The sequence below is a fragment of the Nocardia rosealba genome (assembly GCF_020216065.1).
Taxonomy (GTDB): domain Bacteria; phylum Actinomycetota; class Actinomycetes; order Mycobacteriales; family Mycobacteriaceae; genus Nocardia; species Nocardia rosealba.
In genome coordinates this window covers 1,247,614-1,264,363 of the sequence record NZ_JAIWNA010000001.1, presented here as the reverse complement: position 1 = coordinate 1,264,363, position 16,750 = coordinate 1,247,614, and the positions used below count along the sequence as shown (strand labels likewise).

Sequence of the window (16,750 nt, the reverse complement as noted above, 5' to 3'; positions counted from 1 at the left end):
GTCCTCCGCAGGTCGCGCGGGTGCAACGGTTGGCGGGGACAACCTTTCGGGTTCCGGCGCGTCTGCTCCGCGGTCGATCCGGTTCACCCACCTTGGGGTGGTATTCGGTCCCCCTCGGAGTGCGTGCCCCACCGCTGGGGTCGCTGTCGGCGAGGCCCCTGGGCGACGAGATTAGAGGTGTACCGAAAACACCGCTGACAAGCCCTCGAGGGGAACACGATGAGCACCCTGGTCACCGCACCCGCCGACAACGTCATCCAGCTGCCGCGCCGCTCGGGCGCACCGATCGCCGACGGCCGGCTCGCCGACGCCGACCTGGACCGCTGGGCGAATCGCCTGGCCCGGCTGCTGCTCGGCCGTGGCGCGGGCGCGGGCGACCGGATCGCCCTCGCGATCGATCCCCGGGTGGAGGCCGTCGTCGCCGAGGCCGCGGTGCGCAAGATCGGCGCCGTCCCGGTGAGTGCCGAGGAGCAGTCCGGCACCCGTTTCGGGATCACCACGAGGTCTCGGCGCGGCGAACTCTCCGACACCGTCGACTGGCTGGTCCTCGACGATCGGTCGACCCTGCGGCGCTATCTGGTGAGCTCGGACGCCCCGCTGTCCGGCATCGATCTGCGCGCGGTCTCCTGAACCCATTCCGGTCTGCTCCCCACAGGTCCAGAATGGAGCCTGAGCGCAGTACCAAGCGGTCGGGGACACCGGGCTCCAGAAATGAAAACGCAGGTCAGCTCATGATCCAGCCTTCTTCGCGAGCGTCCGACACCGCGCCCGAAGATCCTTTCCCCCTGTCCGCCGCCCAGCGGGGCATCTGGTTCGCCCAGCACATCGCGGGCGATACTCCCCTGTCCATCGCCCAGTACGTCGAACTCAGCGGCGCGATCGACCACGCACTGCTGACCGCGGCCGTGCGGCGCACCGGTCGCGAGTTCGGCACCGGATTCGTGCGCCTGGTCGATATCGACGGGCAACCCCATCAACTCGTCGACCCGACCCTGGACGCCGACATCGCCGAGCTGGATCTGCGCGGCGAACCCGATCCGGAAGCGACCGCGCACGCCTGGATGCGCGCCGAGTACTCCGCACCACTGGACATGACACGTGACCGTCTGGTCCGCCTGGCGATGCTGCGGATCGCCGAGGATCGCTGGTTCTGGTACTCGCGGATGCATCACATCGTGCTCGACGGGATGGGCGCGCTGGCGCTGGTCCAGCGCACCGGCGAGCTGTACAACGCCGCCTTCGAGGGCCGCGAGCCCCCACCGGCCAAGGCCGAGCCGTTGCAGCGCATCGTCGAGGCCGACCTGGCCTACCGCAGCTCGGACCGTTTCGCGGCCGACCGTGAGTACTGGCGCACCCATCTGGCCGACCTGCCCGACCCGGTCACCCTCGCCGGTCGTGCCGCCGAGGTCGACAGTCATCCCACCCGGGTAGCAGGCGCGCTGCCCGCCGAGACGAGCGCACTGCTGGATTCGGTTGCCGCCGAGATCAATTCGGGGGTCGCACCGACCGTGGTGGCCGCCTTCGGCGCCTATCTCGCCGCGATGACCGGTGCGCCCGAAGTCGTGCTGAGCCTGCCGGTGTCCGCGCGGACCTCCGCGACGCTGCGCCGCTCGGGCGGCATGCTGGCCAATGTCGTCCCGCTGCGGGTCCGTCTCGAACCGACCACCACGGTGGGTGCGGCGATCCTCGCCGTGCAGAGCGAGCTCACGGGGGCGCTGCGACGGCAGCGGTACCGCCAGGAGGACATCATCCGCGATCTGGGCTGGTCGATGGACGAGGCGGTGTCGTTCGGGCCGGCGGTGAACCTGATGATGGTGGACACCAAGATCGCGCTCGGCCCGGTCGTCGGCCGCCTGCATGTGCTCACCTCCGGCCTGATCGACGATCTGTTCGTCAACCTGTATCCGGGGATGGGTGGCGAGAGCACCCATATCGATCTCCAGGGCAACGGCAACCTCTACAGTCCGGCGGAGCTGGCCGCGCATCACGACCGTTTCCTGCGGTTCCTGCATCGTTTCCTCGCCGCGGGCCCCGAGGCACCGCTGTCGTCGGTCCACGTGCTCGCCGATGCCGAGCAGGCCGTCTCGGTGCCCGCGCGTGGCGCGGCCGGGGTCGCGCAGCGCACCCTGCCCGAGATCCTCGCCGCGGGCGCCGCGATCGATCCCGACGCGGTGGCCCTGCGCTGGGGCGTGGACGACACGATGACCTACCGTGAGGTCGACGAATACACGAATCGGCTGGCTCGCGTGCTCATCGCGGCCGGTGCGGCCCCGGAACACGCTGTGGCGCTGTCGATTCCGCGCTCGGCCGAATCGGTGCTCGCCACGATCGCGGTCGCCAAGTCGAGTGCGCCCTTCGTCCCGATCGATCCGACCTATCCGGACGACCGGATCGAGCACATGATCGACGACAGCGCGGTGGTCACCGGCCTGACGGTGACCCAGGCACGGAAATCGTTGTCCGACAAAGTCGACTGGCTCTGCCTCGACGACGAAGCCACCGTCGGCCGCGTCGCCGCGCAGCGGGCCACGCCGATCACCGACGCCGACCGGACCGCCTCGATCCACCCCGATCAGATCGCCTACGTCATCTACACCTCCGGCTCGACCGGATTGCCCAAGGGCGTGCTCGTGTCGCATCGCGGACTGGCGAATCTCGCCGCCGGTTCGGGTGCGGGTTTCGGTGTCGAGCCGGGTTCTGTTGTGGCGCACGCCGTTTCCCCGAGCTTCGATATCTCCGTGGAGGAGATCCTGGTGACGCTTGCGGCCGGGGCCACCCTCGCTGTCGTGCCGCCGTCGGCCTACGCGGGCGAGGACATGGCGCAGGTCTTGCGCGCGCACCGCGTGACCCATCTGAACGTGACCCCGACGGTCGTCGGCTCCCTCGATCCGGCGACCCTGCCCGACCTGTCCACCATCGTGGTCGGTGGCGACGCCTGTCCGCCCGAGCTCGTGTCGAAGTGGGCCGGGCGCAGGCTGCTCAACGGCTACGGCCCCACCGAGACCACGGTCACCGCAACGCTGAGCGAACCGCTGACTCCGGGCGGCCCGGTCACCATCGGTGGTCTCGCCCGTGGGGTGAGCGGGCTGGTGCTCGATCCGTGGTTGCGGCCGGTCGCACCGGGCACGGTGGGTGAGCTGTACCTGTCGGGCCCCGGGGTGGCGCGTGGTTACCACCGGCGCGGCGGTCTGACCGCGAGCCGCTTCGTCGCCGACCCGTACGCGCCGGGAGCGCGCATGTACCGCACGGGCGACCTGGTGCGCTGGACCGCCGACGACGGCCGGTTCACGCTGGAATACCAGGGCCGCAGCGACTTCCAGGTGAAGGTGCGCGGGTACCGGATCGAACTCGGCGAGATCGATGCCGCGCTGCAACGGCTGCCCGCCGTCGACTTCGCCATCACTCTCGGTGTCGAGACACCGTCCGGCGCGACCGCTCTCGCCTCCTACATCACCGTCGAGCCGGCTGCCGATATCCATCCCGAGGCGGTGAAAGCCGCTGTGGGCGAGACTCTTCCCGCGTACATGGTGCCCGCCTCGGTGATCGTGCTCGACCGGGTTCCACTCACTCCGCTCGGCAAGGTGGACCGCAAGGCCCTGCCCGCACCGGATTTCGGTGCCCGAACCGTGGCGAGCAGGGCGCCGTCCAACCCGCGCGAGGAAGCCCTCGCCGCCCTGTTCGCCGAGGTGCTCGGGGTGGACACAGTGGGGGTGGACGACAGCTTCTTCGCCCTCGGCGGTGACAGCATCGTGTCCATTCAGCTGGTCTCGCGGGCGAAGACGGCGGGGATCGCGTTCAGCGCGCGCGACGTGTTCGAACGCAAGACCGTGGCCGCGCTGGCCGCGATCGCGGGCGACGCCGAGGCCACCGTGGTGCACGAGTTGCCCGGCGGCGGTGTCGGCGCGGTGGAACTCACGCCCATCGTGCACGCCATGATCGAGCACGGTGAGCCGTGGGGTCGCTACGGTCAGGCCGTCCTGATCGGGCTGCCCGACGGCACCCGCCGCGAGACCCTCGCCGCGGCGCTCGGAGTGCTGCTCGATCATCACGATCTGCTGCGCAGCTCGCTGCGCGACACCGGGGAATGGGTTGTCGCCGAGCCCGGTTCGATCGACGCCGACAGTCTCGTCGAGGCGATGCGGTCGGATTCCGACGACGATGTCGACCGCGCGTTGCAGGACGCGGCCGACCTGCTCGATCCCACCGCAGGCGTCGTGGTGCGCTGCGTGCTGATCGAACGCACGGATGCCGCTCCGCTGTGCTGGCTCGTGCTGCACCACCTCGTCACCGACGGTGTGTCCTGGCGGATCCTGCTGCCCGACTTGGCGATCGCCGCCTTCGGTGGCACGCCCGCTCCGGTCGAGACTTCGTTCCGGCGGTGGGCGCACGGTCAGGCGGAACAGGCGGCGCTGCGTGCCGGCGAGCTGCCCGTCTGGCAGCGGATCGCGGCCACCCCCGACCCGGCGTTCGGCCGCGACACCTTCGATCCGACCCGCGATGTGGTCGCCACCATGGCGCAGCTGCGATCGACCGTCCCCACCGCGGTCGCGCATGCGGTGCTCACCGCCGTTCCCGAGCGATTCCATTGCGGCGCGGACGATGTACTGCTCGCCGCGCTCACCATGGCGGTGTGCCGCTGGCGCGCGCGCACGGGCACCCTGCTGACCCTGGAAGGTCACGGCCGCAGCGAATCCCTGCTGCCCGGTGCCGATATCGGCCGCACCGTCGGCTGGTTCACCACCGTCTACCCCGTCGCGATCGACCTGGCGGGCATCGACTTGGACGACGCGTTCGCAGGCGGCGACTCGGCGGGCTCGGTCGTCAAGGCGACCAAGGAGCAGTTGCGCGCCGTCCCCGATCGGGGCGTCAGCTACGGACTGTTGCGGTACCTGAACAGCGAGACGGCACCGGCCCTGGCGGACGCGCCGATGCCCCAGCTCAGCTTCAACTATCTGGGCCGGGCGGTCACCGGCGAGGACCCCTGGCTGCCGCGCCGCTTCGCCGCGACCAACGACGACCGCGCGCCCCTGGCCGCCGTTGTCGACGTCAACGCCGTGCTCACCGAGGCGGGGCTGGAGGTCACCTGGGCGTACGCGGGCAGGCTGCTCGGCGAAGCCGACGTGCGAGAGCTGAGCGAGCTGTGGTCACAGGCACTCGACGCACTGGCCGACCATGCGCGCACCGACAGGGCAGGTGGGCGCACACCCTCGGACTTCGCTCTCGTCACGGTCGATCAGTCCCAGATCGACAACTGGGAGTCGACCTATCCGAATCTCGCCGATGTGTGGCCGCTCTCGCCGCTGCAGTACGGGTTGCTGTTCCACGCGCTCTACGACTCCGACACCGCCGACGGCTACACCGTCCAGTCCCTGCTCACCCTGGCGGGCACCGTCGACAGCGCCCGCCTGCGCCGCGCGGCCCAGGCCGTGGTCGACCGGCACGAGAACCTGCGGGCGGCGTTCGTCGAAACCGCCGACGGACCACGCCAACTCGTCCTCGCCGATGCCGAGATCCAGTGGAACGAGATCGATCTCACCGATATCGCCGAGAAACAGCGGGAGCGCGAGCTCGACCGCGTTGTCGAACTGGACGCGCTCACCCGCTTCGACCTCACCCGTCCCCCGCTGCTGCGGTTCACCCTGATCACGACGGCGCCCGACACGTACCGCCTCGTGATGACCAATCACCACCTGGTACTCGACGGCTGGTCGACGCCCCTGCTGGTCCGTGAACTGCTCGCCCTCTACGTCACCGCGGGCGACACCGCACCGCTGCCGCCGCCTCGGTCCTACCGCGAATTCCTGTCCTGGCTCGCGGAGCAGGACGCCCAGGAATCGCTGGACGCGTGGACGCGGTCGCTGGCCGGGATCGACACCCCGACCCGTGCGGTCCCCACCCTGGCCGGGATCGAGTCGACCGAGACCGCGATGATCTCGCGCGACCTGCCACGCACCACCGTCGCCACTCTCGAATCCGCCGCCCGCGCCGCCGGTGCCACGGTGAACACCCTCGTGCAGGCGGGTTGGGCGCTGGTACTCACCATGCTCACCGGCCGCACCGATGTGGTGTTCGGCAGCACCGTGTCGGGTCGGCCGCCGGAGCTGCCCGGCGTCGAGGAGATGGTCGGGCTGTTCATCAACACGCTGCCCGTGCGGGTGACGCTCGACCCCGGCGAGCGGGTCACCGACCTGCTGGCCCGGGTCCAGGCCGAGCAGGCGCGGCTGATGGACCACCAGCATGTAGGGCTTGCGGCGATCCATCACGCTGTCGGGCTGGCCGAATTGTTCGACACACTCACCGTTTTCGAGTCCTATCCGATCGACCGGGCGGCGCTGTCACAGGCCCTCGACATCGCCGGGATGCGCGTACTGGACGTGGAGGGCACCGACGCCACGCCCTATCCACTGAACCTCATGGTGATTCCGCTGCGCGGCGAGGACGACGCGGGCGACACCTTGCGCATCACCGTCAAATTCATGGCCGATCAGCTCGAACACACTGCGGCACAGTCCCTTCTGGACCGGTTCGTCCGGCTCCTCGGTGAGCTCGCCGAGAATCCGGACATTCCGGTGGCCCGTCTGCAACATTGCGACGACGACGAAAGGGCCTCGCTGGCACCGGTATACGGTGCCCCTGCGCTGCCGATGCGCACCCTGCCCGACGTGCTGACGGCGGGCGCCCGCATCGACCCCACCGCGATCGCGGTCAGTTCGGGCGACCTGCGCATGACCTACGGCGAACTCGACGCCTGGTCGAACCGGTTCGCGCGGGTCCTGCTGGGCCGGGGCATCGGGCCCGAGGTGTTCGTCGTGCTCGCCCTGACCCGATCCCTGGAGTCGGTGGTGGCGGTGTGGGCGCTGGCCAAGACGGGCGCGGCGTTCGTGCCGCTGGACCCCAGCTACCCGGTGGAGCGGATCGAACACATGCTCGCCGATTCCAAGGCGCCGATCGGTGTCACCGTCACCGAGACCGGCGAGACCCTGCCCGGATCCATCGACTGGCTGCTGCTGGACGACCTGAACACTCTGCGCCGGGTCATGCTGGTGTCGGACGCGCCGATCACCGATGCCGAACGCGGCGGACCCCTCGACATCGACCACACCGCCTACCTGATCTACACCTCCGGATCGACCGGCAAACCGAAAGCGGTCCTGCTCAGCCATCGCGGCCTCGCCAATCTCGTTGCTGCCCAGCGCGAAACGCTCGCTCTCGATCCGTCGGCGAGTGCGTTGCAGGTGGCCTCCCCCAGCTTCGACGCGTCGGTCTTCGAAATGCTCACCGCACATGCGGCGGGTGGACGGCTCGTGGTGTCCCCACCGGAGGTGTACGGCGGCAGCGAGCTGGAGACGTTGCTGCGCACCGAACGCGTCACCCACGCGGTCATCACGCCGTCGGCTCTGGCCACGATGGAACCCACCGACCTCACCGACCTGCGGGTACTCGCGGTGGCGGGCGAGGCGGCCACCCCCGAGCTCATCGAGAAGTGGGCCGCGGGCAGGCGCATGGTGAACCTGTACGGGCCGACCGAGTTCAGTATCTGGGCGACCGGTCCCGCCGAACTCGTGGCCGGTGCGCCGGTCACCATCGGTGGGCCGATTCGCGGTGCGGCGGTGGTGGTGCTCGACAGCTGGTTGCGACCGGTCCCGGTCGGTATCGCCGGTGAGCTGTACCTGTCGGGTCCCGCGCTGGCCCGCGGTTACTTCAACCGCTTCGAGATGACCGCCGGTCGCTTCGTCGCCGATCCGTTCGGCGCGCCCGGCGAGCGCATGTACCGGACCGGCGACATGGTGCGCTGGGTGACCGACGCGGACGCCCAGCTCAGCTTGGAGTACCTGGGCCGCAGCGACTTCCAGGTGAAGATCCGCGGTCTGCGCATCGAGCTCGGTGAGATCGATGCGGTGCTCTCGCGCGACGAGGAGATCGACTACGCGGTCACCATCGGGCGCGAAGGACCGGCGGGCGCGACCGTGCTCGTGTCCTATGTGCTGCCGGTCCCCCATGTCGAACTCGACACCGAGCGGTTGCGGGCGCGGGTCGCGGCCGAACTGCCCGGTTACATGGTTCCCGCGTATGTCGTCGTGCTCGACGACATCCCGCTCACACCGGTGGGCAAGCTGGACCGCAAAGCCCTTCCGGTACCGGACTTCTCGGCGGCCCGGCAGGCGTATCTGGCACCGCGCACGCCCGTCGAACAATCCGTTGCCGAGGTCTTCGGCGAGGTGCTCGGCAGCGAGCGGGTGAGCGTCGACCAGTCGTTCTTCGAACTGGGCGGCAATTCGCTGAGCGCGACCAAAGTGGTGGCGCGGGTCAATGCGGCGCTCGGCTCGACCATCGCCCTGCGCGACCTGTTCGACGCGCCGACGGTGGCGCAACTGTCGGCCAGGGTGATACCCGCCGCGGAGGGCACTCCCGGACGGCCCGCCCTCGCGCCCCGGGTGCGCCCGGATCGTATCCCGCTGTCCCCCGCGCAGCAGCGCATGTGGGTGCTCAACCAGCTGGATCCCGCCTCCTCGGCCTACAACATCGCGATCGCGCTGCGCCTCACCGGAACCCTGGATGTCGAGGCCATGCGCGGGGCGCTGATCGACGTGATCGACCGGCAGGAAAGCCTGCGCACCCGCTATCCCGCCGACGCCGAGGGCCCACGTCAGGTCGTCGTCGGTATCGACACCGCCACGCCGGTGATGCCGCTGATCGAAACCGAAGACGGTGCCGCACTGCGTGCTCGGATCAACGAGCTGGCGGGCACCGGGTTCGACCTCACCCGCGAGGCACCCCTGCGCATCGGACTGTTCGCGGTTCGTCCCGCCGCCGTGAGCCGAGATCGGGACACCGAACCAGTCGACAGCGCGCTGTCGGGCTCGTCTCCGGCCATGCCACAGCGCCCTTCTGCGCACACGCAGCGCGCTGGAGCCGACCGTCCGCCTGCATCTGCCCGGCCCTCGGGTAGCGAATCCGCTGATGGTGTGACCGAGCACGTCCTGGTTCTCGTGGTGCACCACATCAGCGCCGACGGTGCGTCGATGGCGCCCTTGGCCGCCGATCTGGTCGCCGCGTATTCGGCGCGGGTCGCGGGCGAGGCACCGTCGCGGCCGCCGCTCGCAGCGCAGTACGCGGACTTCGCGCTGTGGCATCGCGAACTGCTCGGCACCCCCTCGGAGCCGGAATCTCTTGCCGCCCAGCAGGTTCAATACTGGCGTGAAACGCTCGCCGGCGCGCCGGACGCACTGGAACTTCCCTCGGACCGGCCACGACCCGCCGTGCAGACGATGCGCAGCGACGACGTGGACTTCGGCATCGACGAGCAAACGCACCGGGCACTGATCGACTTCGCCGCCGCCAATCAGGTGAGCGTCTTCATGGTGGTGCACGCGGCGCTGGCGGTCCTGCTGGCCCGGCTCGGCGGCACCGACGACGTCGTCATCGGCACCCCGATCGCCGGCCGGGGCGATGCGGCCCTCGACGACCTGGTCGGGATGTTCGTGAACACCCTCGCCCTGCGCACCGCGGTCGACCCCGGCACCGATGTCCGGCAGCTGCTCGCCGCCGTCCGCGCCACCGACCTCGACGCGTTCGCCCATGCCGACGTGCCGTTCGAACAACTCGTCCAAGCCCTCGACCCCACCCGTTCCACCGCGCATCACCCGCTGTTCCAGGTGTCGTTGTCGCTGCAGAACTTCGTCGAACCGGTCCTCGAGCTAGCCGGGCTGCGTTTCGAGGTCGAGGATTTCGACCGGCGCTCCTCGGCCTTCGACCTCACCCTCGACCTGCGCGAACGCTTCACCGATTCCGGTGCGGCAGGTATCGACGGCGTCCTCACCTACGCGACGGACCTGTTCGACCCGGCCACCGTCGTCTCGTTCGCCGACCGCTGGAAGCAGGTACTCACCACCGTCCTCACCGCCCCCGACACCCGGCTGTCCGACATCGACATCCTCGCGGAAGCCGAACGCGCCGAACTGGTTCCGGTGCGCGGGCCCGCCACCGCCGGAACAACCACCCTTGCCCAGTTGCTCACCACCACAGCGACCACCTACCCCGACCGTCCCGCCTTGGTCGCCGGCACCGCCGGCACGACGACCTACCGCGCCCTCGATGCCCGCTCGAACCAGCTGGCCCGGCTGCTCATCGCGGCGGGCGCGCGCACGGAAACCGTTGTCGCCCTGGGCCTTCCTCGTTGCCCCGAGCTGCACCTCGGCATCTGGGCCGCAGCGAAGGCAGGCGCGGCGTTCCTGCCGGTCGATCCGAAGCATCCAGCCGACCGCATCGAGCACATGCTCACCGATTCCGATGCGCGCGTCGGGATCACCCTCGCCGAATACCGACCCGCGCTGTCGGACGCCACCCGCTGGCTGATCCTCGACGACCCGGACTTCGCCGCGCGCCTGGACGCCGCCGACGACAGCGCGCTCGAAGACCTCCCGGCACTGATCAGGGTCGAGAACCCGGCCTGGATGATCTACACCTCCGGGTCGACCGGTATCCCGAAGGGCGTCACCGTCACCCACCGTGGCCTGGCCGATCTTGTCGCCGCCCAGCGCGCCGATCTGCGTTCGGACGTGCACGCCCGCGTCTTACAGGTCGCCTCACCGAGTTTCGACGCCTCGATCTTCGAGGCCCTGATGGCCTTCGGCTGTGGCGCCGCCGCCGTCATCGCTCCGCCGGACGTGTTCGGTGGGGCACCCCTGGCCGAACTCATCGCGGCCGAGGGGGTGACCCACATGGTGATCACCCCCTCGGCACTGTCGACCATCGATCCCGCCGAGGTGTCGAGTGTGCGGGTTCTCGCGGTGGCAGGCGAAGCGGTCGGTCCCGACCTGGTCGCGCGGTGGTGCGGTGGCACCGACGGGCGGACGATGGTCAACCTGTACGGCCCCACCGAATACACCATCTGGGCAACAGGTTCCGGGCCGCTGTCGGCGACGGAGCCGGTCACGATCGGCACTCCGGTGCGTGGTGCGGCAGCACTCGTGCTCGACGACCGGCTGAGCCCGGTACCGGTCGGCGTCGCGGGTGAGCTCTACCTCGCGGGCACCGCCTTGGCGCGTGGTTACCACGCCCGGCCGGGGCTCACGGCGGCCAGGTTCGTGGCCGACCCGTTCGGCGCCCCCGGTGACCTGCTCTATCGCACCGGCGATCTGGTGCGCTGGTCCCGTGGTGCGTCCGGGTTCGCCCTGGAATATCTGGGCCGCACCGATTTCCAGGTGAAGGTGCGTGGTCAGCGCATCGAGCTCGGCGAGATCGACGCGGTCCTCAGCGGCATCGATGGAGTGGAAGTGGCTGTGACACTTGGTGTTCCCGGGCCGACCGGAGCCACCGCGCTCGCCGCCTACCTGGTGCGCGTGCCCGGGGCCGAACTGGACATCGACCGCGTCCGCGCCTTGGCGGCCGACACCCTGCCCGCGTACATGGTGCCCGCAGCCTTCGTCGTCCTGGATGAGATCCCGGTGAACGCGGTCGGCAAACTGGATCGAAAGGCGCTGCCCGCACCGGTTTTCGTCACCGACGAGGCGCCCTATCGAGCACCGGAGACACCGACCGAGAAGGTGCTGGCCGAGGTGTACGCCGAGCTGCTCGGCCGCGATCAGGTGGGCATCGATGATTCCTTCTTCGCGCTCGGCGGCGACAGCATCCTCGCCATCCAGCTGGTGACCCAGGCCAAGCTGCGCGGTGTGCACTGCACGCCCCTGCAGGTGTTCGAACATCGCACCGTGGCCGCCCTCGGCGCCGCGATCGACGCCGCCGACACCGTCGAAGCGCTCGCCGAACTGCCCGGCGGTGGCACCGGAGACCTTCCGCTGACCCCGATCGTGCGGTACATGGTCGAACGCGGCGGGAACTTCGATCGCTTCGCCCAGACGGCAGTCCTCGAACTGCCCGTGGGCATCGACCGGGCCGCGCTCGTCGCCACGCTCACGGCCGTGATCGACCGGCACGACATGCTCCGATCGCGGCTGTGGGCGAGCGCGGACGGCTGGCGGCTGCGGGTCGCCGAGCCGGGGTCGGTGAACGTCGACGCCCTGGTGCATCGCACCGCGTTCGACTCCGCTGCCGACCCGGTCGACCTGCGGGAATTCGCGCAGACCGAACTCGACACCGCGATGAACCGGCTGCGACCGGCCGATGGTGTCGTGCTGCAATTCGTGTGGCTCGATCCCGTCGGTGACGCCGGTTCGCACACCCGGCCCGGTCGGCTGATCGTGGTGGCCCACCATCTCGCGATCGACAGCGTGTCATGGCGAATCCTGGTGCAGGACTTGATCGCCGCCTGGGCTCAGGTCGCCGCGGGCACCACACCGGTGCTCCCCGAGATCGGCACCTCGATGCGGCGCTGGTCGCACGCCCTCACCGAGCAGGCGAACTCCGAACGGCGCGAATCCGAGCTCGGCTACTGGCAGCAGGTGGTGAACGGTCCCGACCCGCTGCTCGGCACGCGGCACCTCGATCCGGCGATCGATCAGGCACACACGGTGCGCCGTTTCGGCATCGAGGTCGACGAGGACACCACTGCGGCGCTGCTCACCACCCTGCCCCGGCTGTTCCTGGGGACGGTCACCGACGCGCTGCTGGCCACCCTCGCCCTGGCCCTGGTCCGATGGCGGCTGCGCCGCGGCGTCAGCGAGCGTTCGGCGCTGCTGCGGCTGGAAGGCCACGGCAGGCAGGAGGAGATCGTGCCGGGCGCCGACCTGTCACGAACCATCGGCTGGTTCACCACCCTGTACCCGGTCCGGCTCGATCTCGACGGCGTCGATGTCGACGAGGCGTTCACGGGCGGGACCGCGATGGGTGCGGCCATCCGGGCGGTGAAGCACGACCTGCTGTCGGTGCCGGACAAGGGCATCGGCTTCGGGATGTTGCGCTACCTGAATCCCACGACCGCACAACAGCTTCCGGCTCGGCTACCCGGCCAGATCTGCCTGAACTACCTCGGCAGGCACACCTCCGTGGAGACCCCCGTCGGGCTCGAAGGGCTCGGCTGGCTGCCCACCGACGCGCTCGGCGACCTGGCCGCACCCGAGCACCAGGATGTGCCGATCATGTCGGCCGTCGACATCAACGCGATGGTCACGGGCGAACGTCTGCACGCCGAATTCGGCTACGCCGCAGAGCTACTGGCCGAGGAAGACGTCACCGAGCTCGCCGCCCTGTGGGCTGACGCGATGCGCGCGGCAGCCCGCTTCGCCGAAACACCGGCCGCCCGAACCGCTTCGGCCGACGAAGCCGCCGCGATGACAGCCCGCACCGCCCCGGTCAAGGCAGGACCGGCGGGCCTCGGTCTCGACGTCCTGCTGCCGATCCGGCCTGGCGGCGACCGCCCCGCCCTGTTCTGCGTCCACTCCTCCTCCGGAATGTCCTGGAGCTACCTGGGATTGGCCGAGCAGCTACGCCCGGGACGACCGATCTACGGCCTTCAAGCGCCCGATCTCAGCGGCCGGGAACCGTCGGCTCGGTCCATCGAGGAATTCGCCCACCGCTACGTGCGCGAGATCCGCGCCGTCCATCCGACCGGCCCGTATCACCTGCTCGGCTGGTCCTTCGGCGGCCTGATCGCCCACGCCATGGCGGTCGAATTGGCAGCGGCGGGTGAGCGAGTCGGGGTGGTCGCGCTCCTGGACACCGACACCGCCGACATCGACGGTGACACCATCGAACGCCTCTCGCCCGGTGCGTTCGTCAACACCTTCGGGGCGATCTTCGGCATCGACGACGTCCCCGCCACCTCGACGGCCGAGGAGGCGGCGGACCTCATCACCGCCCGGCTCGGCGGCGTCGAACTCATCGATGCCGCGACCATCGAGCGGATGGCGGGCTCCTACAACGCCTCCGCGGGGACCAGGACCGGCTACCGGCGCCCCGTCTACCAGGGCGATGTCCTGTACTTCAGCGCCACCGTCGACCCCGCCGAATGGATGGGACCCGACGGCTGGCGGCCCTACGTGCTCGGCGACATCGTCAATCACGACGTCGACGTGTCCCACGACGATCTGACCAACCCCTACGCACTGTCGGTGATCTCGCCGGTGCTCGACGACCACATGGAAGCAGGAGACCGGATATGAGTGTCGAACACACTGTCGTACACAGCCCTGCGCGCACCGCCACCGGTGGCGTCGTCGTCGAGGGGATCGAGAAATCCTTCGGGGAGGTGCGCGCCCTGCGCGGCATCGACTTCGAGGCCGCGCCCGGCGAGGTGCTCGGCATCCTCGGCCCCAACGGCGCGGGCAAGACGACCATGGTGAACGTCCTGTCCACCCTCGTCATGCCCGACCGTGGCCGGGCGACGGTCGCCGGCCACGATGTCGTCGCCGACCCGGCCGCGGTGCGCAAACGGATCATGCTCACCGGTCAGTACGCCGCGCTCGACGACATGCTCAGCGGCTACGAGAACCTGGTGATGTTCGGCAGGCTGATGGGTCTGCGCAAAACGGACGCCCGCGCCCGGGCCAGTGAGCTCATCGCCGAATTCGACCTCGACCAGGCCGCCGATCGACGCGTCGGCACCTACTCCGGCGGTATGCGGCGCCGCATCGATATCGCCTGCGGCCTGGTGGTTCGGCCCGACGTGGCGTTCCTCGACGAGCCGACCACCGGTCTCGACCCGCGCAGCAGGCAGGGCGTCTGGGATCTGGTGCGCAGCTTCAAGAGCGCGGGCATCACCACCCTGCTCACCACCCAGTACCTGGAGGAGGCCGACGCCCTCAGCGACCGGATCATCGTGATCGACCACGGTGTGGTGATCGCCTCGGGCACCGCCGACGAGCTCAAGCACCGCACCGGCGGCAGCTACTGCGAGATCGTGCCGCTGGATCTGCAGGAGCTGCCCGCGATCGTGGCAGCGCTCGGCACATTGCTGCCCGCCGAGCACCTGGCGGCCCTCACCCCGGAATCGGACCGCATCACCATCCCCGCCCCCGACGGTGCGAAAACGCTCGCCGAAGCCCTGCGGCGGCTCGACAACGCCGGGCTCGAACTCGTCGACATCGCCCTGCGACGGCCCTCGCTCGACGACGTGTTCCTCCAGCTCACCGGTCACCTCGCCTCGACCGAATCCGCACCGCAGGCCATCTCATGACCGCCGCCACCTGGCAGACGCACTGGCGCGCCGCCCCGAACACGCTGCAGCAGTGGTGGGTACTGACCACCCGGCTGATCGTGCCGTCGGTCAAATCCGGTGAGGTGCTGGCCTCGCTGCTGGCACCGGCGGCCTTCACCGCCAGCTTCTACATTCCGTTGAAGACGGTGATGTCGTTCTCCGGCAACGGTTTCAGTAGTTACGCCCAGTACATGATGCCGCTGGTCATCTTGCAGGCGGCGGCGTTCACGGCCATCTCGGCCGCGTTCCGATCGGCCACCGATTCCGTCGCCGGGATCGACCGGCGGTTCGCCTCGATGCCACTGCGGCCGCTGGTTCCGGTGGCGGCACGGATGTCGGGCAACCTGTTCCGGCTGCTGCTGGCGCTGGCGGCGGCGATCGCGTCCGGTTACGTGATCGGGTTCCGGTTCCGGCTCGATGCCGCGCACACCCTCGGGTTCCTGGCGCTCTCCCTGCTCATCGGCATCGCGTTCACCCTGGGTGCCGACGTGATCGGCACGCTGTCCAAAAGCCCGGAGACCACCTCGCAGGCGCTGATGCTGCCGCCGTTGATCTTCGGCATGCTCTCGACGGGCCTGGCACCGGCGGACCAGTTCCCCACCTGGGTCCAGTGGTTCGTGCGCAACCAGCCCGTCTCGCAGTTCGCGACCGGATTACGCGCGCTCGCCGGTGACACCAAGGCCGACACCGGTGCGGTGAGCTGGTCGCTGATGGGCCCGTCGCTGCTGTGGCTGGCCGCGATCCTGCTGATCTGCACCCCGGCGGCGATCCGGCTGAGTTCGAGGAGGGCGTGATGACAACGCAGTCGGAAACCTCACCGGTGGCACTGGTCCGGCAGACGACGATCCAGACCCAGCGCCTGCTACTGCGCTGGGCCCGCAATCCGATCACCGTGCTCGAGGCGTTGTTCATCCCGTGTCTGCTGCTCGTGATGCTCGACATCGTGGTCGGCGGCCAGATCGAGCGGTTCACCGGGGAGAACGCGCTGTCCAGCTCGGTCCCGATGGTCGCGATCGTCGGCGCCCTTTCCGGTGCCGTGGCGAGCGGAGTACTGCTCGGCCGCGAACGCGACGCCGGACTGCTCGCCCGCTTCTGGGTGCTGCCCGTGCACCGGGCCTCCGGCCTGGCCTCCCGCATCCTCGCCGAGGGATGCCGCATCCTGCTCGGTACCGTCACCGTCGTGATCGTCGGGGTGCTGCTCGGCTTCCGATTCCAGCAGGGACCGCTGGCGGCGCTCGTCTTCCTGCTGGTCCCGGTGGTTTTCGGGCTGGCCTTCGCCACCATCGTCACCGCCGTGGCCGTCTACACGGCGAAGTCTTCGCTGGTGGAGGGGATCACCATCCTCACCTCGCTGATGATGTTCTTCAGCACCGGATTCGTGCCGCTCGTCGCTTTCCCCACCTGGATCCAGCCGCTCGTCCGCAATCAGCCGATGTCGGTCGCCGTCGATGCAATGCGCGGCCTCGCCGACCACGGGCCCGTCGCCCGCCCACTACTGCTCACCCTCGTCTGGTCGGCCGGTGCGATCCTGCTGTTCGCCGTCCCCGCCGCCATCGGCTTCAGACGGGCCAGCCGCCGCTGAGGTACCCGGACGCTCCTCCGCATGACGGGCCGGTCGATGGCGATGACTTTTCACGCTCCGGCGCGTCTTCATTG

The 16,750-nt window shown here is 69.6% G+C and carries 5 protein-coding genes; all 5 read left to right on the top strand.

All coding sequences use genetic code 11. From position 1 onward, the window contains the following. Positions 1–219: 219 nt before the first annotated feature. A complete protein-coding gene (locus LDL21_RS05740; RefSeq protein ID WP_225279063.1) occupies positions 220–630 on the top strand; it encodes an AMP-binding protein in 411 nt (136 codons plus the stop codon). Between the two features lie 101 nt (positions 631–731). Beyond that, entirely contained in the window at positions 732–14,060 is a 13,329-nt protein-coding gene (locus tag LDL21_RS05735) for a non-ribosomal peptide synthetase (RefSeq protein WP_225279062.1), read from the top strand. Then, a complete protein-coding gene (locus LDL21_RS05730; RefSeq protein WP_225279061.1) occupies positions 14,057–15,073 on the top strand; it encodes an ATP-binding cassette domain-containing protein in 1,017 nt (338 codons plus the stop codon). The genes LDL21_RS05735 and LDL21_RS05730 overlap by 4 nt, the downstream gene beginning before the upstream one ends. Then, positions 15,070–15,888 carry an ABC transporter permease gene (locus LDL21_RS05725; RefSeq protein WP_225279060.1) on the top strand — a complete coding sequence of 273 codons (819 nt, stop codon included), beginning with the start codon at positions 15,070–15,072 and terminating at the stop codon, positions 15,886–15,888. Before LDL21_RS05730 ends, LDL21_RS05725 begins: the two co-directional genes overlap by 4 nt. Next, positions 15,888–16,676, top strand: coding sequence for an ABC transporter permease (locus LDL21_RS05720; RefSeq protein ID WP_225279059.1), 789 nt, complete (start codon positions 15,888–15,890; stop codon positions 16,674–16,676). Before LDL21_RS05725 ends, LDL21_RS05720 begins: the two co-directional genes overlap by 1 nt. Positions 16,677–16,750 lie beyond the last annotated feature (74 nt).

Coding starts and splice junctions, on each gene's coding strand:
- LDL21_RS05725 (WP_225279060.1), top strand. CDS start 15,070: ATGACCGCCGCCACCTGGCAGACGCACTGGCGCGCCGCCCCGAACACG.
- LDL21_RS05730 (WP_225279061.1), top strand. CDS start 14,057: ATGAGTGTCGAACACACTGTCGTACACAGCCCTGCGCGCACCGCCACC.
- LDL21_RS05740 (WP_225279063.1), top strand. CDS start 220: ATGAGCACCCTGGTCACCGCACCCGCCGACAACGTCATCCAGCTGCCG.
- LDL21_RS05735 (WP_225279062.1), top strand. CDS start 732: ATGATCCAGCCTTCTTCGCGAGCGTCCGACACCGCGCCCGAAGATCCT.
- LDL21_RS05720 (WP_225279059.1), top strand. CDS start 15,888: ATGACAACGCAGTCGGAAACCTCACCGGTGGCACTGGTCCGGCAGACG.